This is a genomic window from Fischerella sp. JS2, assembly GCF_032393985.1.
Classification (GTDB): domain Bacteria; phylum Cyanobacteriota; class Cyanobacteriia; order Cyanobacteriales; family Nostocaceae; genus Fischerella.
Genome location: NZ_CP135918.1, coordinates 4,254,932 through 4,275,654 on the forward strand (window position 1 = coordinate 4,254,932; position 20,723 = coordinate 4,275,654).

The following is a 20,723-nucleotide window of genomic DNA, read 5'->3' on the forward strand; positions in this document are numbered from 1 at the left end:
AGCATGATTTCTAGAGTAATTGCTACTCAAAAGTAGAGCGTAACATTTTCTTATTTGAAAGTTACTGCTATTCTTTAAGCTTTAACCAGTTTCAGATCCTCTCCTAGTGTTAGCTTTTCTGTAACTTCATAGCGACCAGAATGAGAATACCAGTGAAAATGACTAGCTATCCAGGCGTGAATTCCTGATATATACTTAGCTAATTCACCATCTAACTCTTCTCCAAGAGATGGAAGAGTTGATTCTAGCTCCATCATCTTCCGTACTTCTTGATCGTGCATTTCCGAAACATGCGTAATTGCATCTTCGAGAGACATTTGCTGGTGATCTTTTAGTAAAAGGACTAAATTGTGCTGATCGCCAATTTTAAGCTCCTTAGGTGTAGAATAAATATCGTTACACCAGCAAATAATATTATTTGACATCATTTTTAATTTTTTCAAAATGACATGTTCTCGCAATAAATAGGGAACAATCAAATGATTACAAAATTCTATTAATTCAAATAAAGGTCCCATTCCTCCGGTTAATCTACGTAAAATTATGTATGTTTCAACATCGGGTAAAATGCCCTTGGCACGGTTGTTAGCTTCTTGAACACATCCATCTAGAAATTCACTAAGAGTACAAACAAAGAAATTGAACCATCTGGGACTTCCTATTTGAAGTGTCCGTTTTCGTAAGTTATTTAAAGCATGACAATAGGGAATATCTTGAGTTGTGATTTCTGCACCATTCAAGATTTCAAAAAATCTATTATGTATTTTTATGATTAATTCGGGTTGATTTTTTAAATATGGAGTATCATAATAATCATCCAAAAATATCATCCAAGTTAACCAATCATTAGCAATTTTAAGCTCTTCCAAATCAGAGGCAGGATATGAACCTGCTATTAGTAGAAAAATTTTTGACTTACAGAAATACTGATAATAAGATTCATCAATTAAAAGGTTGTATCTCAGCACCCATTCAAGAGCATGTTTTTCTAAAATGTCAACATGCTTGTTGATTTGATACGGAAACGGGCAGTATAATTCAGGTAAAGTAAATTGATTCATAAAAGCTCTGCAAGTCAAGTAAACAGCAAATCAACTTGACCCCATAAGTTAATACGTGTATAAAGTTTCAAGAAAATACTGGTAGTGTACTAACTATTAGTACAATTTACTCTGTTACTAAATATCTGTAGCAAACTTATTTGATTTTCAAGACAACAAGTTGAAGCCTTCAGTGATGATTCAAAATTCATCCTTAACTTTACAAAGGGCAACTGTATCTGCAATCAGCTGCGCTATATGTTTTTAAAGGCATCTACACACATATCTCTAAATCAAATTTTATGATTATTTAGTTGCAGTATAAATTCACCCAGTGTATTCTTTATTCTGATACACAATCTAAACAAAGCTAATAGTAGAACTAAGCTTTATCTGGGGTCGATAATTATATATTGCAGAAATAAAAACGATAAAGTAACCAATAAATAAGGATGAACTTATTTACATCCTATTTCTTGGAAAGATAGGGTTTTAGACATTAGGTTAAACATACAAGCACTCAAACAGTATTAAAATCAATTTTGGAGAAAATTACCCGCACTGCCTGTGTTGTTTTACTATATTTTTGTCATGAAACCATTGATAAATATAATGTTTAATTTTTTATTAAAAATCTATCCGTAATCACCTAGAATTATTAATCTTAATTAAAATAAAAAGATACAATGTAATATTAAATACTATTTTTGTTTATTAATATACTTATTACTTGCTATAAGAGTATATTTTGATGTTGATATTTTTATTGCTGGTTATGGTTTTAACTAATATTTATTAGAATAAAAATCTTTATAAAAAAGTAAAAAATATAACTTTATTATTAAGTAAATTTTTAATATATCAATATTTCATGACATTGTTTAATATTTTTATAGATAGATGTTTAGTTTGGTTAACAAACAATACACTAAGTTACTAATACAGTGCGGCGTAAATAAAAGAACCATTTATTTATGAGAGATCTAAATCAGTAAACAAAGTAATTATTGCTTCCCGTGTATCTGTACTAGTTAATATACTTGTAAATTATCTAACATATATTAAATTTTATACTGAAGTGAGTAGATGACAATTATAAGTATCCTTCTAAAGTAATAAATATATCCATTTAATTAATATAATCCTATTAGATGATTGACAAAAAATTACTTTTATGATTACTAGTCAAGTTAGTTAGGACATAGATATAAACGTAACTGGTTAGGCAAAATTAAATTCATTCACGGAGACAGGCAATAGAGAAACAATTAATGTGTAATTAATTTTGTCTAAGTACTTAATAAATAGTTATGTATCATTATGTTTTATGGTCTCGTAACGACAAAAGAGCCATTATTGACGCAAGTTTGATGAACTAAAAAACAGCAGAATCATAGTGCAGGCAAATCTTTTGGTTAAATTTCAATAGAGGGTTTTTGAGGCAAACAGGTATAGGTATAGTCATAAATTGTTAATTCCCCCTTCTTAGCCACTATACAAAATGCTAAAATTAGCTCTCATGCTAGGGGTGCCTGTATCCAGGCTGAGATTATACCCTTTGCACCTGAATCCGGGTAATACCGGCGCAGGGAAGCTGTTTATTGAGGAAAGCAAATATGCGGACAGAATGGGTCGCCAAGCGAAGAGGCGAGAGCAATGTGAGTCAAATGCACTATGCTCGTCAGGGTGTGATCACTGAAGAAATGCACTACGTCGCTAGGCGGGAAAACCTCCCTGTTGAGCTAATCAGAGATGAGGTAGCGCGGGGACGGATGATTATTCCTGCAAATATCAATCACCCTAACTTAGAGCCAATGTGTATTGGCATTGCCTCCAAGTGTAAAGTGAATGCTAACATTGGCGCTTCTCCTAACTCTTCTGATATCAACGAAGAACTGGCAAAACTGAAACTGGCGGTAAAATATGGGGCTGATACCGTCATGGATTTATCCACTGGCGGTGGTAACTTGGATGAAATTCGCACCGCTATTATTCAAGCTTCACCCGTTCCCATCGGTACAGTACCTGTTTATCAGGCTTTAGAAAGCGTACATGGCAGGATAGAAAATCTTACTGCTGAGGATTTTTTGCATGTAATTGAAAAACACGCCCAGCAGGGGGTAGATTACATGACTATCCACGCTGGGATTTTAATTGAACACTTGCCTTTGGTCAGAAATCGCCTGACTGGTATTGTCTCTCGTGGTGGTGGCATTTTGGCAAAATGGATGTTGCACCATCACAAACAAAACCCACTTTACACCCACTTCCGAGACATCATTGAGATTTTCCAGAAATATGATGTCTCATTTAGCTTAGGTGACTCACTTCGTCCTGGTTGTACTCATGATGCTTCTGATGAAGCCCAATTAGCAGAACTCAAAACCCTTGGGCAATTAACTCGTAAAGCTTGGGAATACGACGTGCAGGTGATGGTTGAAGGTCCTGGACACGTACCGATGGATCAAATTGAGTTTAATGTTAAAAAGCAGATGGAAGAGTGTTCGGAAGCACCTTTCTATGTACTAGGGCCGTTGGTAACAGACATTGCCCCTGGTTACGACCATATCACATCCGCTATTGGTGCAGCAATGGCCGGTTGGTATGGTACAGCAATGTTGTGTTATGTTACACCTAAAGAACATTTGGGTCTGCCGAATTCTGAAGATGTAAGGAACGGATTGATTGCTTATAAGATTGCAGCCCATGCAGCAGATATCGCCAGACATCGTCCTGGTGCTAGAGACAGAGATGATGAACTCTCCCACGCTCGTTATAACTTCGACTGGAACCGTCAGTTTGAGTTAGCACTCGATCCTGATAGAGCTAGAGAATACCATGACGAAACTTTGCCAGCAGATATTTATAAAACTGCTGAGTTTTGTTCTATGTGTGGACCGAAGTTCTGTCCAATGCAGACTAAGGTGGATGCAGATACGTTGACGGAACTGGAGAAGTTCTTAGCAAAAGAAGCTGTAACTCAAAGTTAACAGTTTTTAATAAACGCAAAGGAACGCAAAGGTAGCGCGAAGGAACGCAGAGAAAAATTCAGTTCTCTGTGTTCCTTTGTGTTTTTATAGTAGTTGTTTGTACCGTTCTTGAATTTCTGAAATTGTAAATATTGCCTGAAAATTCAAGCCTACCGACTCGTAAAATTCTGCTCCGCCCTGTTGGCGATCCACTAGAGAAATTACTTGATTAACTGTATAATCTGCTGCTCTAAGGCGTTCAACTGCTTTCATAGCTGATTGTCCTGTGGTGACAACATCTTCCAAAACTATTACATTTGCACCTGCTGGTAAATTTGGCCCTTCTATATACGCCTTTGTTCCGTGACCTTTGGCTTCTTTACGAATAATTAACGCTGGTATTGGGCGGTGTTCATAGGCAGAAACTACACTGACAGCACTCACAATTGGATCTGCACCCAAAGTTAAACCAGCTACTGCTTGAGTGGTGGCTGGTGGGAGTAGTGATAAGAGAGTACGACCAATTGCTAAAGCACCTTGGGGATGGAGTGTAACTTGCTTGCCATTGATGTAATAGGAACTGGGTTGTCCAGAGGAGAGGACAAAATCACCCTCTTGATATGCAAGTTGGCAAAATAAATCTAATAATTTTTTACGTAGGGTTGGCAGGTCGGCACTAACTGCCCAAATGTCAGTATTGATAGGGGTTTGAGCTTGGTAAGTCATTACAAAAGAATAAAATTTGTGCTAAACCAATGGTTGAACTTCTCAGTAAGCAAACGTAAAAAACATAACTATAAAATTGTTGGTAGTTGGTAGTTGGTTGTTAACCATTAACTACTAACTAACAACTACTAACAGCCGCTAATAGAAGTTCTGACAATAAGGATAAGTTAAGATTCACGCAAATACAGAGGAGCGATTAAAATGGTTTTAAAATTCAGACTTTTGGGTGGGTTGTTGGTGCTGTTTAGTACTGCGATCGCTATTCCAGCTTTCGCCCAAGATAAAGCACAAACATCAAGTGATGGCTATGTAACACCAAATGAAGCTTTTGAACGGGCTTATTTTAAAAATGCTCCTAATTTCTTTGGTAGTATCACTAGTCAAAGTGACATAAACGATATTTTCGGGCCTGGTTCCTTTTCTCGAAATACTTTTCCTGAAAACCAAATTGCCAGAGATAGTGAGTTGGTTCACATTCTCTATCAAGATGTTCTCTACCAGCAGGTTAGTAATGATCCTTATCTTCGTACTCCCGATTTACCAAATCCCTACAACACTTCGCTATTAATGTCTCCAGGCTTGAATGCTAACAAGCTTAAGGTTGGTACTGAGTTTCGGTTTGAGCAAATATCCCCTCGCTAAATATTAAAAGGGAACGGGGAGAACGGAGATTTTCTTTTTTACCTGTTCCCTACCCATAGACTTGGTCGATAGTCTGTTAATTACTATCATTCCTCCCAGGGTACAAGAAAGCGGATAAATCCTGGGAATTAATTCGTATTTTAAAATACACAATTCTCAAGACAGCCGATTGATCCGTTGGGTTAATCCAAAATCCAAAATACTTAAATCCAGGGTGCAGGAGTTGAACCTGCCTAAGGCGAATTATGAGTTCGCTGCCTCAACCGCTCGGCCAACCCTGGTCTTTGTCTGATAGATTATAGCATAATTTTATTAATTGCGCGTGATCGCAACTTGCTTATTAGGTTTTAACACTGCACAATTTGATAGTGCTATAGTGCAGACTAATATTAATTTAGTTCTCTTAGAAATCATGTTTGAAACAAACCAATATTTTTCTGCCATAGCTTATCAGCAATGAAACTAAATTCTACTGTAGTTTTAACTTTAACTTTGTTAGCCCTGATGTTGGGAGCTGGTTCTGTAAGTGCTTTTTTAGGATTTGATATTGGTAGTAAAGCACTCAAAGGCGTAACATCACCTGATTCTCGTCCCACTACCAAGTTTGCCAGTGCTAAGACGGGTAACTCTCAGCATGGAGGACTAGTGCTTTTAAAAGAGGAAGAAATTCTTAAAACAGTCAAGGCAAGAATAGAGGGTAAAAGCAAAGCCCCTAAATCAGAACAAGAAGAAGAGGAAACCGAGACTGTTAGCAACAAACAGAAGCCAGAGGAAAAGCCCCAAGAAGAAGTGGAAGAAAAACCCCAACCAGGATTTCCTGTTTCTGCTGAAAGTGACGGCGTAAATCTTTCGGTACAATCTGCCCGCTATTCTGGTGGTGCATTGCAACTGCGGGTAAAAATGCAGAACAAAAGTAAAAATACCGTACGCTTCCTTTATAGTTTTTTAGATGTCTCGGATGATAGAGGACGAACCCTGAGTGCGAGTACAGATGGTTTACCATCAGAATTGCCTAATAACAGCCCCACATATACTGGTATTGTTAGCATTCCTACAGCTTTGCTTGATGATGTTAAAAGTATTTCACTTTCTTTAACAGATTACCCAGCTCAACAACTGAAGTTGGAAGTATCGGATATTCCTGTAGGAAGGTAACAGGGGACTGGGAATTGGGGACTGGGAGAACAAACCAGACAAGGGAGAGAATAAACACCAATAATGCCCAATCCCCGATCCCCAATCTCAAATTGGGGTGTGCATTTTACACGGGCTTTGGCAGTGATAGGTTTTCCTAGCTTGAACTGGACGGATGTGGGGCTGCGATTGTTGTCAGTGCTGCTACTGATTGCCATCAATGCTTTTTTTGTTACGGCAGAATTTTCGATGGTAACAGTACGGCGATCGCGTATTCATCAGTTAGTAGAAGCTGGTGACATACAAGCACTAGCCGTTGAAGTTCTACAGCGTAGTATAGACCGATTGTTGTCTACAACTCAGTTGGGAATTACTCTCTCAAGTTTGGCGCTGGGGTGGATTGGAGAAAGCACAATTGTTGTTCTAGTCAAATCATGGCTACAATCGTGGCCTCTTCCTGGAGGAATAAATATTGCGATCGCTCATTCTTTATCAATCCCGATTGCCTTTTTTTTCATTGCTTACTTGCAAATTGTTTTAGGAGAACTGTGTCCCAAATCAGTGGCAATGCTGTATTCAGAACAACTTGCACGATTTTTAGGCCCTTCTGTCAAAGCAATTGTCCGGTTTTTTAATCCCTTTATTTGGATTCTCAACCAATCAACTCGCTATTTGTTACGACTTTTTGGCATTGAGTATACAGGTCAAAGTTGGAGACCACCTGTTACTCCTGAAGAATTACAATTAATTATCTCTACAGAACGTGAATCTACTGGATTAGAAGCTGGAGAACGAGAACTACTGAAAAATGTTTTTGAGTTTGGGGAAGTAACAACACAAGCAGTCATGGTTCCCCGCAACAACATAGTAGTGCTGCCTCAAGATGCCACTTTGCAAACTTTTCTTGAACAAATGGTAGCCACTGGTTACTCTTGTTTCCCAATGATTGGAGAATCTTTAGAAGACATTCGTGGTATCGTTTACTTTCAAGACTTAGCCAAACCCTTAGTTGTAGGCAAGTTAGTTTTAGAAACACCAATTCAACCGTTAATACGCCCAGTAAGATTTGTACCAGAACATACTCCTTTAAGTGAATTATTACCGATGATGCAGCAAGAGAAGTTGGGCATGGTAATAGTAGTAGATGAATTTGGTGGTACGGTTGGATTGGTAACAATTCAAGATGTAATTGCCCAAATTATTGGTGATATCGGTGTTGCAGAAAATAACAATGAATTACTAATTGAGTTTTTAGATGACCAAACATTCTTAGTACAAGCGCAAATTAACTTAGAAGAGTTGAACGATGTCTTACATCTTAATTTGCCTTTGCGAAGAGAATACCAAACCCTAGCAGGCTTTATGCTATACCAATTGCAGAAAATTCCTGCCTTGGGTGAAACTCTCCGTTACCATAATTTAGAATTAACTGTTACGTCACTCGAAGGACCCCGCTTGCACCAAATTCAGGTAAGAATATGTGAGTAAGGGTGTAAAAGTGTGAGGGTGTAAGAATTATATTTTTTCTTCCTATACCTCCTACACCCCCATACTCCTGCGAGGTTCTGCCTATGGGAGAGAAGATTCCAACTTCATCTACATCCCCATACCCCTATACCCCTCTACCCCTATACCTTATCTATAAGCCAGTGGATCTTTAAGTCCTAATTCAGCAAAAGCAGCAAGACGTAGCTGACAAGCATCGCAGACACCACACGCAATATCACCACCAGCGTAGCAAGACCAAGTCAGTTCCCAAGGAACTCCCAACTTATTACCTAGCTGAATAATTTCAGTTTTTTTGAGGTTAAGTAGAGGTGCAACAATAGTAATGACCTTGCCTTCACGTCCTTGTTTTGTTCCCAAACGAAAGACTTCCTGCATTGCTTGGATATAATCAGGACGGCAATCAGGATACCCAGAGTAATCTAGGGCATTAATACCAATGTAGACACGTTCGGCGGCGATAGTTTCGGCGTAGGCTAGGGCAAAGCTCAAAAAGATAGTATTTCGTGCTGGTACGTAGGTAACAGGAATATTTTGCGACATTTCTTCTAAAGAACGCTTTTGGGGTAAATCAATAGTGTCATCTGTAAGTGCCGAACCGCCCCACTGCCGTAAGTCAAAGGTTACTATTTGATTTTGGACTACACCAGCTGTTTTTGCGATCGCTAATGCTGAGTGTAACTCTCGTTTATGCCGTTGCTGGTAGTCAAAGGAAATAGCATAACACTCACAACTATCTGCTAGTGCTTGGTAGAGAACAGTGGAAGAGTCTAATCCCCCAGACAATAAAATAACGGCTTTCATATTCACGCTTGAGTGTAGGGATATAAAGTATAAGAGTGTAGGGGTATGAGGGTATAGAGATATAGGGGATAGATAAAATTGATTCCTCTTACATCCCTGCACCCTTACCCCCTTAAATCCATTGATGATATGTGAATCGAGCGCTTCGGGTTTATTGCTTTACACCCCTACACTCTTACCCTATTAAACCCACCTTTTTTTACAAACAACAATCATTGCTGACTTTCTTGCTGATTTTAACGCAGGCGAATGCTATTCCAATCAAGCCTTCTTCAGTCAAAATTCTCTGTATTTGGTAATTTAACTCACAAAAAAATTATTTATTTTTACTGGGAATAATTGGATAATTATACCGCTAATTAATTTATTAAATGTAACCAACCAAGTATATGTGGTTATCATACTTACTTTTTGCGGTCAAAATTAACACTACTTTTTTTTGATTTATTAAGTTTAAAAACAAATATCAAACTCTACTGAGTATACAAAACAGACCCAGATGGTGGGAACTCATAACAAACTTTGAAATTCTTCATAAACAGAACCTCTATGTTACCATCTGGATGGTTTTAGACGACTAATCAACGGCAGTTTAAGTATCAAAGCCGACGATTGTAGCGTCTCTAAATTGGTGGTTGAGGAGAGAATGAGAGTGCAAGAAAGCAGCATGTCAGCAGGAGAACAAAACGGACACGCACACCGTACCCAGCCCCGCCCGATCCGCATAGGCGTGATCGGGGTGGGTAATATGGGGCAACATCATGCCCGTATCCTAAGTTCCATGAAAGACGTTGAACTGGTTGGTGTTGCAGATATAAACGTCGAACGAGGCTTAGAAACCGCCAGTAGATATAAGGTGCGTTTTTTTGAGGATTACTGCGATCTGCTGCCCCATGTGGAAGCGGTCTGCATTGCCGTTCCCACGCGCCTACATTACGCTGTGGGAATTTCTTGCCTTTTGGCAGGAATTCACGTTTTGGTAGAAAAACCGATCGCAGCCAGTATTTCTGAGGCAGAATCGCTAGTCAATGCCGCAGCCGAATCTGGTTGTATTCTCCAAGTAGGTCACATTGAACGCTTTAGTCCAGCCTTTCAGGAATTGAGCAAAGTGTTGAAGACTGAGGAAGTGTTGGCATTAGAAGCCCATCGTATGAGTCCTTACTCAAATCGTGCCAACGACGTCTCAGTTGTTCTGGATTTAATGATCCATGATATTGACTTACTGTTGGAATTAGCCGCCTCACCAGTGGTGAAACTAACGGCTAGTGGTAATCGTACCTTAGACTCTGGTTATTTAGATTACGTGACTGCAACTTTAGGATTTGCTAATGGCATTGTTGCCACCTTGACTGCCAGCAAAGTCACTCACCGCAAAATCCGTAGTATAGTCGCCCATTGTAAAACTTCATATACAGAGGCAGATTTTCTCAAGAATGAAATTTTGATTCATCGTCATACCATAGCTAACTCTATGACAGACTATCGGCAAGTGCTTTACAAGCAAGATGGTGTGATTGAAAAAGTTTATACTAGCAATACTGATAAATTGGGGGCAGAATTGGAACATTTTGTCAACTGCGTACGTGGTGGTAATCAACCTTCGGTTGGCGGCGAACAAGCACTTAAAGCTTTAAGATTGGCAAGTCTAATTGAGCAAATGGCTTTGGAAGAAAGAGTTTGGAATCCATTGGATTGGGAATCTGAATCGAGAGTACAATCTTTGACACCTACCGTTTAACCGGAGTGGGAGAGTGAAACAGCAGGAGAGGGGAAGAAGTAAGAAATTACTCTTTCCCTCTCCTTTAATCTATGTAAATTGTTGATGGTTGATAGTTGTTGGTTGCTGGGTTTTCCAAACAATAAACAACAACCAACAAACAACATTTAACTTAACAAATAGAATTCAATAGCAATCTGAGGAATTGACTCAATGACAGATTGGATCAAAACCACTATCGAATCTATGGGCTATGTGGGAATTGCCCTGCTGATGTTCCTTGAGAACCTCTTTCCCCCTATTCCTTCGGAATTGATCATGCCCCTAGCAGGATATACGGCAAATTTACCAGATGCGAAGCTCAACATTACTGGTGTATTTTTTGCAGGGCTAGTAGGTTCTGTGCTAGGCGCACTCATCTGGTACTATCCTGGTAAATTTCTTGGGGAAAACCGTTTAAAAGTCTGGGCAGATAGATATGGTAAGTGGATAACCATTACTAGTAAAGATATTACCAAGTCTAAACATTGGTTTGATAAGCAAGGTAACAAAGCTGTACTGTTTGGACGCCTAGTACCAGGAGTTCGTACCTTGATTTCTATACCCGCAGGCATCAGCAATATGCCCTTGCCATCTTTTATATTTTATACAACTGTGGGTAGCGCTGTTTGGGTAGGTTTGCTAACATACTCAGGATATATATTGGGTAGCCAATATGAACTTGTGGACAAGTACCTTGCTCCTGTATCAAAAATTGTGTTTGCGGTTATACTTTTAGCATTTCTTGTCTTGGTATTAAAGCGGAAGCACAAACGTAGGAGAAGATAAAAAACTTGTCCCCAATCATAATTTACAAAAACAACTGTTTTGGTGTAAAAAGTAGCGCTATAAATGGCAAAGTGCTACAAGTGGCTTGCTATTTGACTTTATCTCAGCATAGCCTTGGCAAACTAACTCACACTAAGTTATTAAGTAATTCTTGGCAAGTTTTCAGCTAGATGTTGAGCTTACCAATAATTTCTGATACACGCATTTTTGTAAGATGAGCATGGTAACTTTTTCAAGGTAAGTAAGTACTAGGAGCTTTCATGACAGACCAACCTTCCGCAGCCACCCCGATGAATGCCGCAGCCATACCAATGAATAGAGTATCGGCATCGACTCCGATCAACGCTACTCCTACACCAACAGTCAGTAGCAGCACAGGTAAAAAGATTCTTAGTGTTGACTTAGGTAGAACTTCCACAAAAGCTTGTGTTAGTCGCGAACCAGGGAATGTAATATTCGTCTCCGCCAACGTTAAAGAAATGTCGATGGAACAAGTGCGGGGAGGCGTTTTTGAAGCCCGCGCCACAGATCCTTTGATGGATTTATGGTTGGAGTATCAAGGTAGTGGCTATGCTGTCGGTCAACTAGCTGCCGATTTTGGTGCTAATTTGGGTGTAGGTCAATCTAAAGTAGAAGATGCACTTGTGAAAACTTTGGCTTGTGCTGGTTACTTCAAGCTCAAAGATGACATTTCTGTTGTGTTGGGTTTGCCTTACCTTTCCCAAGAACAGTTTGAAAAGGAAAAAGCCCAGCTAATTAGCCAATTGAGTGGTCCTCACACAATGAAGTTTCGCGGCGAAGATGTGTCGTTAAACATCAGTAAGGTTTGGGTAATGCCAGAAGGCTATGGTAGTCTCTTGTGGTGCGAAGCCCAACCGAAAAAAACCGCAGCAATGCCAGATTTTACTAAGGTATCAGTAGCGATTGTTGATATTGGACATCAAACCATCGATTGCTTGATGGTAGATAACTTCCGCTTTGCCCGAGGTGCTTCTAAAAGTGAAGACTTTGGTATGAGTAAGTTTTATGAACTAGTAGCCGCCGAAATAGAAGGAGCAGATAGTCAATCTTTGGCTTTAATCGCTGCTGTTAACCGTCCCAAAGGCGATCGATACTACCGTCCTAGAGGTGCAGGCAAACCTGCCAACCTAGATGATTTTCTGCCCAACTTGATAGAAATGTTTTCGCGTGAAATTTGCAGTCGTGTGTTAGCATGGCTACCAGAGCGTGTCACTGATGTGATTCTCACCGGTGGCGGTGGGGAGTTCTTCTGGGAAGACGTTCAACGTCTGTTGAAAGAAGCAAAAATTAATGCCCACTTAGCATCGCCATCACGACAAGCTAACGCTCTAGGTCAGTTCATTTATGCAGAGGCACAGCTATCCGCTAATCGCTCTTCTAGGGCTTAAAAATAATGTTCCAATGGTCAAAAAAGGTGGTTAAATCGGTTACGTTCAACCCAGGGGTGGCTGACGAGAGTTTGTTAGCGCTTATCGAAAGCCAATTGGAGAAAGATCCCAACAAGACTTTCAGCGACCTCTGTAAAGAGGCCCTGTGGCAAGCTTTATGTGTGCCGGAATCAGTAAGACCAAGCCCACCGCCTACTCCACAACCAGTACCGACACAAGGAGTAGAACCACAACTAGCTGAACTGCAAAGGCAATTAGCTGACCTTGAGGAACGTTTTTTTGTTAAAGAATCTAATCGATTGGAGATGATGGAACGCCACTTAACACAACTCAGTCAACAAGTGGCACAGCTGGCAATTATGGTTCATCAAACATCAGCCATACAATCGCCGATACCATCAACACCTATATCAGAAGTAGTAAATAATACTGCTTCTACTTCTTATACTGCTGTACCTCCTCAAGATGTTGATCCTGTAATTAGTCGTCTTAGTCAGTATCTGGATGATTTCTAGGAACCCCAGGGTGTGATATCACTGTGCCGTTTTTGACCTCCTTAGTAGGATCTTCTATTAAGGAGGTTTAATATTTTACGTAGTGCTAGGCATGGGGTATTAAAGACAGAGTCAAGAGGAACAAATGATTTATTAATTCCCAACCAACAATCCACAATCAACAATCGACCGCCAATAACCAACTATTAATTAACTATTACTAAATTTGATAAGCTGGGTTTTAGATTGGTTATTATTCGATACCATTCAAGGTGTATGTTATGCTTTTGCGATCACTCACGCTTATATTCTTTTCCTGTCTGCTGGGATTTTTATCTTGGACGTACAGTCCCCCTGCCATAGCCCTGACACAGATTAGACTCTTTGATATAACTTACAAAGAGTGTCCACCAGAAATAGCAAAAGGAGCAGTTACTAGTGGCACTACAATGGCAGCTAACTGTTTTCTAGTTACAGGAAAAGCTGAAAATTCAACTTATAAAACAGTTTACGATGCAGATATTTTTGGACGCATCTATGATGCGAATAATGACCCAGTAATGCAAAATCGTACCCGACTTGGTTCAATACCTGAAGTACCTCCAGGTATCAGTAATTTTAAATTAAGAATTTCCGTAGCAGCAAACCAGCCTACTCCTCTCAAACTGAAGCAATTTAAAGCAGCTGGGTTTGGCGCTCAAGTTCGGAAGTAATCAAAAAAATCCATAAAATGGGTTTTAATTAAAAGCCGCAAGACCTTTTAGCATGGCTTACCGTACGGTAATTCCATGGTATAGATTTTTCCTCTGTCTATTCATTATGGATTATTGATAATTATTAAATAACACAGAGAAAGGCTTGAGTTCTCAGCTTCATTAACTATTTACCACTTATTACAGAAAATTCAGCAACAAACTTGCTATGCAAAAGTATTTTTACCTTTGCCTTTAAAGGGGTTGTGGGTAGGGCTAATTCATTGTAATGATAGAAAAATTAAACTATAAATCACATCTAAAATCTAACCGAGATTCCGCAGGTAAGCGAAGAAATCAATAGTGTTTTTAATGAATGACACAATCAGTAACCCCATAACCTATTTGAAAAATTCTTTACAGGTAAAGCCCTACTAGCATTTACTACGGGAAGGAATAAAAGCAGAATATTTGAATGACGACCTTTTAGGCAGTAGGTCAAAAAATCACTGTCTCACTGTTAAGTTCAGCCTAGGCAACACAGATCACACTCACAAAAGGATACTCACTTTTACCATCGACTAGACCTGCAACATGATTATTGTGAAGCTTGTTTCTTTTCAAATCAGCGTTTGGATCGTTTCTTGTCGCTTAATATAAACTTCAGAGTAAATGCCAAAATGCCAAAAAAAGGGTAAGGGTAAGGAAAAAAAGAAAAAGAACTGCTATAGTAGTCAAGTACTGTCGAGCAGTCGGCAGTCTCAAGCAAGTGAGTCAAAGAAAGCAGAAAAAAGATTTCTGAAATAGTTGACAAACACAAAACGGATTGCTAAGCTAGATAAAGTGTCAAGTTAAAGCAAGACACCCGAACCTTGAAAAAGCAATAGTTTGAAAGCCAAAGTTATATTAATCCTCGTCAAAAATATTTGCTTTGGGTTAACAAACCCAGACATATAAGAAAGAAAAAAGATTAAGGATTACGGAAGTTTTCTTCCGGAGCCAAAAAACTCATTCAAAACGGAGAGTTTGATCCTGGCTCAGGATGAACGCTGGCGGTATGCTTAACACATGCAAGTCGAACGGGGCTTTTCGGAGCCTAGTGGCGGACGGGTGAGTAACGCGTGAGAATCTAGCTTCAGGTTCGGGACAACATTGGGAAACCGATGCTAATACCGGATGTGCCTGTGGGTGAAAGGTTTACTGCCTGAAGATGAGCTCGCGTCTGATTAGCTAGTTGGTAGTGTAAGGGACTACCAAGGCGACGATCAGTAGCTGGTCTGAGAGGATGATCAGCCACACTGGAACTGAGACACGGTCCAGACTCCTACGGGAGGCAGCAGTGGGGAATTTTCCGCAATGGGCGAAAGCCTGACGGAGCAATACCGCGTGAGGGAGGAAGGCTCTTGGGTTGTAAACCTCTTTTCTCAAGGAAGAAGTTCTGACGGTACTTGAGGAATCAGCATCGGCTAACTCCGTGCCAGCAGCCGCGGTAATACGGAGGATGCAAGCGTTATCCGGAATGATTGGGCGTAAAGCGTCCGCAGGTGGTTGTGTGTGTCTATTGTCAAAGGGTCATGCTTAACATGATAAAGGCAGTGGAAACTACACGACTAGAGTGCGTTCGGGGCAGAGGGAATTCCTGGTGTAGCGGTGAAATGCGTAGAGATCAGGAAGAACACCGGTGGCGAAAGCGCTCTGCTAGGCCGCAACTGACACTGAGGGACGAAAGCTAGGGGAGCGAATGGGATTAGATACCCCAGTAGTCCTAGCCGTAAACGATGGATACTAGGCGTTGAGAGTATCGACCCTCTCAGTGCCGTAGCTAACGCGTTAAGTATCCCGCCTGGGGAGTACGCACGCAAGTGTGAAACTCAAAGGAATTGACGGGGGCCCGCACAAGCGGTGGAGTATGTGGTTTAATTCGATGCAACGCGAAGAACCTTACCAGGGCTTGACATGTCTGGAACTTCTGTGAGAGCAGAAGGTGCCTTCGGGAGCCAGAACACAGGTGGTGCATGGCTGTCGTCAGCTCGTGTCGTGAGATGTTGGGTTAAGTCCCGCAACGAGCGCAACCCTCGTACTTAGTTGCCAGCACTTCGGGTGGGCACTCTAGGGAGACTGCCGGTGACAAACCGGAGGAAGGTGGGGATGACGTCAAGTCAGCATGCCCCTTACGTCCTGGGCTACACACGTACTACAATGCTCGAGACAAAGGGCAGCAAGTCGGCGACGACAAGCAAATCTCATAAACTCGGGCTCAGTTCAGATCGCAGGCTGCAACTCGCCTGCGTGAAGTCGGAATCGCTAGTAATTGCAGGTCAGCATACTGCGGTGAATTCGTTCCCGGGCCTTGTACACACCGCCCGTCACACCATGGAAGCTGGTCACGCCCGAAGTCGTTACCCTAACCGTTCGCGGAGGGGGACGCCGAAGGTAGGACTGGTGACTGGGGTGAAGTCGTAACAAGGTAGCCGTACCGGAAGGTGTGGCTGGATCACCTCCTTTTAAGGGAGACCCAACCGATTTTAGATTTAAGATTTTGGATTTGAGATTTGAAAGACAATCAATCCGAAATCGGCTGTTTTCAAAAATCTAAAATTGAGTCATCCCGAGGTCGGTCGCAGGATTGATAGATATATGGCTTTCAAACTATGAAAAGGTTCGGATGATGGGCTATTAGCTCAGGTGGTTAGAGCGCACCCCTGATAAGGGTGAGGTCCCTGGTTCGAGTCCAGGATGGCCCACCTAAGAAAATGTTGAATGATGAATAATGAATGATGAAGTCAAAAATATCAGAATTCAGAATTCAGAATTTTTCATTTTTCAAGGGGGTTTAGCTCAGTTGGTAGAGCGCCTGCTTTGCAAGCAGGATGTCAGGAGTTCGAGTCTCCTAACCTCCACCTGGACTCACAAACTGCACTCACAGATTTGGAGAGAAATCTAGCATCTGAACAAACAAATTCAGGCTGCTGGGTGTAAATCCAGCCAGAACCTTGAAAACTGCATAGAGAAGCGAAAGTAGGTAGTCAGTGAACAGTAATGTCAGTGAACACTAATCAGTAGAAAAACTGGTAAGGTGGGAACTGAAAACTGAAAACTGAACAAACACCAATGTAAGTGGTCAAGCAAATAAGGGCTTGCGGAGGATACCTAGGCACGCAGAGGCGAAGAAGGACGTGGTTACCAACGAAAAGCTCCGGGGAGTTGGAAGCAAGCATAGAGCCGGAGATGTCCGAATGGGGGAACCCTAAAAACTGCCTATTGAATATATAGATAGGTAAGAGCGAACCGGGCGAACTGAAACATCTAAGTAGCCCGAGGAAAAGAAATCAAACGAGATTCTCCAAGTAGTGGTGAGCGAACGGGGAAGAGCCTAAACCAACGAGTATAACTTGTTGGGGTAGTGGGACAGCGTGATGCGAATCGTAGAGTTAGACGAAGCATTGAAAAGATGCACCAGAGAAAGTGAAAGTCTTGTAGTCGAAAACTTGAAGATAGTAGCTGTATCCCGAGTAGCATGGGGCACGTGAAATCCCATGTGAATCAGCCGGGACCACCCGGTAAGGCTAAATACTCCTGTGTGACCGATAGCGAAACAGTACCGCGAGGGAAAGGTGAAAAGAACCCCGATAAGGGGAGTGAAAAAGAACATGAAACCGCAAGCCTACAAGCAGTGGGAGGACGATTGAACGTCTGACCGCGTGCCTGTTGAAGAATGAGCCGGCGAGTTATAAGCACTGGTAGGTTAAGTGAAAAACACCAAGCCAAAGCGAAAGCGAGTCTGAAAAGGGCGGATATATCAGTGTTTATAGACCCGAACCCTGGTGATCTAACCATGACCAGGATGAAGCTTGGGTAACACCAAGTGGAGGTCCGCACCGACCGATGTTGAAAAATCGGCGGATGAGTTGTGGTTAGGGGTGAAATGCCAATCGAACCAGGAGCTAGCTGGTTCTCCCCGAAATGTGTTGAGGCGCAGCGGTTGTGAACAACTCGGGGGGTAAAGCACTATTTCGGTGCGGGCTGCGAGAGCGGTACCAAATCGAGATAAACTCAGAATACCCGAAGAAGACACAGCCAGTGAGACGGTGGGGGATAAGCTTCATCGTCAAGAGGGAAACAGCCCAGACCACCAGCTAAGGTCCCGAAATCATCGCTAAGTGGCAAAGGAGGTGGGAGTGCATAGACAACCAGGAGGTTTGCCTAGAAGCAGCCACCCTTGAAAGAGTGCGTAATAGCTCACTGGTCAAGCGCTCCTGCGCCGAAAATGAATGGGACTAAGCGATGTACCGAAGCTGTGGGATTACATTGTAATCGGTAGGGGAGCGTTCTATACAGGAAGAAGCACTAGCGGCAAGCAGGTGTGGACAGTATAGAAGTGAGAATGTCGGCTTGAGTAGCGCAAACATTGGTGAGAATCCAATGCCCCGAAACCCCAAGGGTTCCAGAGCCAGGTTCGTCCACTCTGGGTTAGTCGGGACCTAAGGCGAGGCCGAACGGCGTAGTCGATGGACACAGGGTCAACAATCCCTGACTAAAGTATGGGAGCATTGCTAGGGACGCATGAGTGGAGGCTACACCCTAACTGGATTGGGAGGAGTTTACGAACTCCGAGTAGTCGAAATGAGTGTCAAGAAAAGCTAGTAATGTGTTGAGCATACTTTACCCGTACCCGAAACCGACACAGGTGGGGAGGTTGAGAATACCAAGGGGCGCGAGATAACTCTCTCTAAGGAACTCGGCAAAATGGCCCCGTAACTTCGGAAGAAGGGGTACCCGAGAAGTCGGGTCGCAGTGAAGAGATCCAGGCGACTGTTTACCAAAAACACAGGTCTCCGCAAACTCGTAAGAGCATGTATGGGGGCTGACGCCTGCCCAGTGCCGGAAGGTTAAGGAAGTTGGTCAGGGGGCAACCCTAAAGCTGACGACCGAAGCCCCGGTGAACGGCGGCCGTAACTATAACGGTCCTAAGGTAGCGAAATTCCTTGTCGGGTAAGTTCCGACCCGCACGAAAGGCGTAACGATCTGGATGGTGTCTCGGAGAGAGACTCGGCGAAATAGGATTGTCTGTGAAGATACGGACTACCTGCACCTGGACAGAAAGACCCTATGAAGCTTTACTGTAACCTGGAATGGTGTCCGGGCTGAGCTTGCGCAGGATAGGTGGGAGGCGTAGAGGCATTCCTTGTGGGGGATGTGGAGCCAACGGTGAGATACCACTCTAGTTCAGCTAGGATTCTAACCCGCGACCGTGAGCCGGTCGGGAGACAGTTTCAGGCGGGCAGTTTGACTGGGGCGGTCGCCTCCTAAAAGATAACGGAGGCGCGCAAAGGTTCCCTCAGCACGCTTGGAAACCGTGCGACGAGTGTAAAGGCATAAAGGGAGCTTGACTGCAACACCAACAAGTGGAGCAGGTAGGAAACTAGGCCTTAGTGATCCGACGGCGCAGCGTGGAATGGCCGTCGCTCAACGGATAAAAGTTACTCTAGGGATAACAGGCTGATCTCCCCCAAGAGTCCACATCGACGGGGAGGTTTGGCACCTCGATGTCGGCTCATCGCAACCTGGGGCGGAAGTACGTCCCAAGGGTTGGGCTGTTCGCCCATTAAAGCGGTACGTGAGCTGGGTTCAGAACGTCGTGAGACAGTTCGGTCCATATCCGGTGCAGGCGTAAGAGTATTGAGAGGAGCCTTCCTTAGTACGAGAGGACCGGGAAGGACGCACCGCTGGTGTACCAGTTATTGTGCCAACAGTAGACGCTGGGTAGCCATGTGCGGAGCGGATAACCGCTGAAAGCATCTAAGTGGGAAGCCCACCTCAAGATGAGTACTCTCATGGAGCAATCCAGTAAGGTCACAGGTAGAACACCTGTTTATAGGCTCTAAGTGGAAGTGCAGTAATGTATGAAGCTGAGGAGTACTAACAGACCGAGGGCTTGACCTCACCTTTAACATTGTTTCGCTTCAACATTCTATGCAGTCTTCAGGGTTTTGTTGATTGCTAATTGCTCATTGGTAATAGCTCCAACTAAATATTACCAATTACCAATTACCCATTAGCCTTTCCTGGTGTCTATGGCGCGGTGGAACCACTCTGAACCCTTCCCGAACTCAGTTGTGAAACGCTGCTGCGGCGACGATAGTTGGAGGGTTGCCTCCTGTCAAAATAGCTCGATGCCAGGACTTTTTTTCATACAAAAGCCGCCTCTACTCAATAAAAATAGAGGGGGCTTTTGTTTTAATTGCCAACCAAAAATATAACTAATACTAATTCTCTAAAGCAGGTTAACAGATGAGAAAATGATTATAAAAAAACGCTGACTGTGGAGAATAAAAGGTTTCGATGGTGGCAAGAAGGTTAAAAGAGTATTTTCTGACCTGGGTAGTGAAAATTGGTTTACTAGAAAAACCTGAGTTCGGGTTAAGAATTTTAAGATAAAAGTCATTCCATCTGAAGGCAGGGTTTCGTAGGTTGATGGCAATAAGCGATTAATCCACAGAAAACATTAACACAAAAATTCACCGGACTTCGGGGTCTTGAATATTCAATTCAATTTGAGAAATGTTCTTGTGTTGGTCATTATTGGTTTCAACGATGGAGCGTTTACGGGATAAAAGCTTGTCATGGAGAAGCTAATCGCTTGTTTTTCATGTTGCGACGGGGTTTGGCAAAAAATTGAATACCGAAGTCTTCTCAAAGTTGAGTAGCCAGTTTTTGAGAGACATAACTGATACCCGTACAAGTTACAAAACAATATTTGAG

General features: G+C 42.2%; 12 protein-coding genes, 3 tRNA genes, 3 rRNA genes, 1 pseudogene and 1 riboswitch. Of the genes and pseudogenes, 14 read left to right on the forward strand and 5 right to left on the reverse strand.

Features of this window, described 5'->3' with window-relative positions:
- Positions 1 to 74: 74 nt before the first annotated feature.
- Positions 75 to 1,061, reverse strand: a complete 987-nt coding sequence (locus RS893_RS18070) for a terpene synthase family protein (protein ID WP_315786386.1) — start codon at positions 1,059 to 1,061, stop codon at positions 75 to 77.
- Positions 1,062 to 2,554: 1,493 nt separating this feature from the next.
- Positions 2,555 to 2,649, forward strand: a riboswitch (TPP riboswitch).
- A gap of 7 nt (positions 2,650 to 2,656) precedes the next feature.
- Here RS893_RS18070 and thiC point away from each other — a divergent pair.
- Positions 2,657 to 4,030, forward strand: a complete 1,374-nt coding sequence (gene thiC, locus RS893_RS18075) for a phosphomethylpyrimidine synthase (protein ID WP_315786389.1) — start codon at positions 2,657 to 2,659, stop codon at positions 4,028 to 4,030.
- An 84-nt stretch (positions 4,031 to 4,114) separates the two neighbouring features.
- On the opposite strand, the gene pyrE is transcribed toward thiC, so the two are convergent.
- Positions 4,115 to 4,735: an orotate phosphoribosyltransferase gene (gene pyrE / locus RS893_RS18080; RefSeq protein ID WP_315786391.1), complete on the reverse strand. Its 621-nt coding sequence runs from the start codon at positions 4,733 to 4,735 to the stop codon at positions 4,115 to 4,117.
- 201 nt (positions 4,736 to 4,936) lie between these two features.
- On the opposite strand from pyrE, the gene RS893_RS18085 reads away from it, so the two are divergent.
- Positions 4,937 to 5,377, forward strand: coding sequence for a hypothetical protein (locus RS893_RS18085; protein WP_315786394.1), 441 nt, complete (start codon positions 4,937 to 4,939; stop codon positions 5,375 to 5,377).
- Positions 5,378 to 5,585: 208 nt separating this feature from the next.
- Here RS893_RS18085 and RS893_RS18090 read toward each other — a convergent pair.
- A tRNA-Ile gene (locus RS893_RS18090) sits at positions 5,586 to 5,658 on the reverse strand.
- 175 nt (positions 5,659 to 5,833) lie between these two features.
- Here RS893_RS18090 and RS893_RS18095 point away from each other — a divergent pair.
- Both RS893_RS18095 and RS893_RS18100 read left to right on the forward strand, forming a co-directional pair.
- Positions 5,834 to 6,532 (forward strand): hypothetical protein, encoded by a 699-nt coding sequence (locus tag RS893_RS18095; RefSeq protein WP_315786396.1) that lies wholly within the window; start codon positions 5,834 to 5,836, stop codon positions 6,530 to 6,532.
- A gap of 123 nt (positions 6,533 to 6,655) precedes the next feature.
- Positions 6,656 to 7,999, forward strand: a complete 1,344-nt coding sequence (locus tag RS893_RS18100; RefSeq protein ID WP_315792014.1) for a hemolysin family protein — start codon at positions 6,656 to 6,658, stop codon at positions 7,997 to 7,999.
- 147 nt (positions 8,000 to 8,146) lie between these two features.
- Here RS893_RS18100 and queC read toward each other — a convergent pair whose 3' ends face one another.
- Complete coding sequence (queC, locus tag RS893_RS18105; RefSeq protein WP_315786398.1) at positions 8,147 to 8,821, reverse strand: 7-cyano-7-deazaguanine synthase QueC; 675 nt, start codon at positions 8,819 to 8,821, stop codon at positions 8,147 to 8,149.
- Positions 8,822 to 9,467: 646 nt separating this feature from the next.
- Between queC and RS893_RS18110 the strand changes: the two genes are divergently transcribed.
- The 10 genes from RS893_RS18110 (at position 9,468) to rrf (ending at position 20,143) form a co-directional block, all read left to right on the forward strand.
- Positions 9,468 to 10,559: a Gfo/Idh/MocA family oxidoreductase gene (locus tag RS893_RS18110; protein ID WP_315786400.1), complete on the forward strand. Its 1,092-nt coding sequence runs from the start codon at positions 9,468 to 9,470 to the stop codon at positions 10,557 to 10,559.
- A 192-nt stretch (positions 10,560 to 10,751) separates the two neighbouring features.
- Complete coding sequence (locus RS893_RS18115) at positions 10,752 to 11,366, forward strand: DedA family protein (protein ID WP_315786403.1); 615 nt, start codon at positions 10,752 to 10,754, stop codon at positions 11,364 to 11,366.
- A 260-nt stretch (positions 11,367 to 11,626) separates the two neighbouring features.
- Positions 11,627 to 12,775 carry a ParM/StbA family protein gene (locus RS893_RS18120; RefSeq protein ID WP_315786405.1) on the forward strand — a complete coding sequence of 383 codons (1,149 nt, stop codon included), beginning with the start codon at positions 11,627 to 11,629 and terminating at the stop codon, positions 12,773 to 12,775.
- Positions 12,776 to 12,780: 5 nt separating this feature from the next.
- Positions 12,781 to 13,290, forward strand: coding sequence for a plasmid segregation centromere-binding protein ParR (locus RS893_RS18125; RefSeq protein ID WP_315786407.1), 510 nt, complete (start codon positions 12,781 to 12,783; stop codon positions 13,288 to 13,290).
- A 260-nt stretch (positions 13,291 to 13,550) separates the two neighbouring features.
- A complete protein-coding gene (locus RS893_RS18130) occupies positions 13,551 to 13,982 on the forward strand; it encodes a hypothetical protein (protein ID WP_315786410.1) in 432 nt (143 codons plus the stop codon).
- 993 nt (positions 13,983 to 14,975) lie between these two features.
- Positions 14,976 to 16,466: ribosomal RNA gene (locus tag RS893_RS18135) — 16S ribosomal RNA — on the forward strand.
- 165 nt (positions 16,467 to 16,631) lie between these two features.
- Positions 16,632 to 16,705, forward strand: a tRNA-Ile gene (locus tag RS893_RS18140).
- Between the two features lie 83 nt (positions 16,706 to 16,788).
- A tRNA-Ala gene (locus RS893_RS18145) sits at positions 16,789 to 16,861 on the forward strand.
- A 219-nt stretch (positions 16,862 to 17,080) separates the two neighbouring features.
- A 23S ribosomal RNA gene (locus tag RS893_RS18150) occupies positions 17,081 to 19,904 on the forward strand.
- 121 nt (positions 19,905 to 20,025) lie between these two features.
- Positions 20,026 to 20,143: ribosomal RNA gene (gene rrf / locus RS893_RS18155) — 5S ribosomal RNA — on the forward strand.
- Together the 16S, 23S and 5S rRNA genes with 2 tRNA genes alongside form the textbook arrangement of a ribosomal RNA operon.
- Positions 20,144 to 20,402: 259 nt before the next feature.
- On the opposite strand, the pseudogene RS893_RS30525 reads toward rrf, so the two are convergent.
- Positions 20,403 to 20,687: pseudogene (locus RS893_RS30525) on the reverse strand (transposase); the annotation flags it as partial.
- Positions 20,688 to 20,723 lie beyond the last annotated feature (36 nt).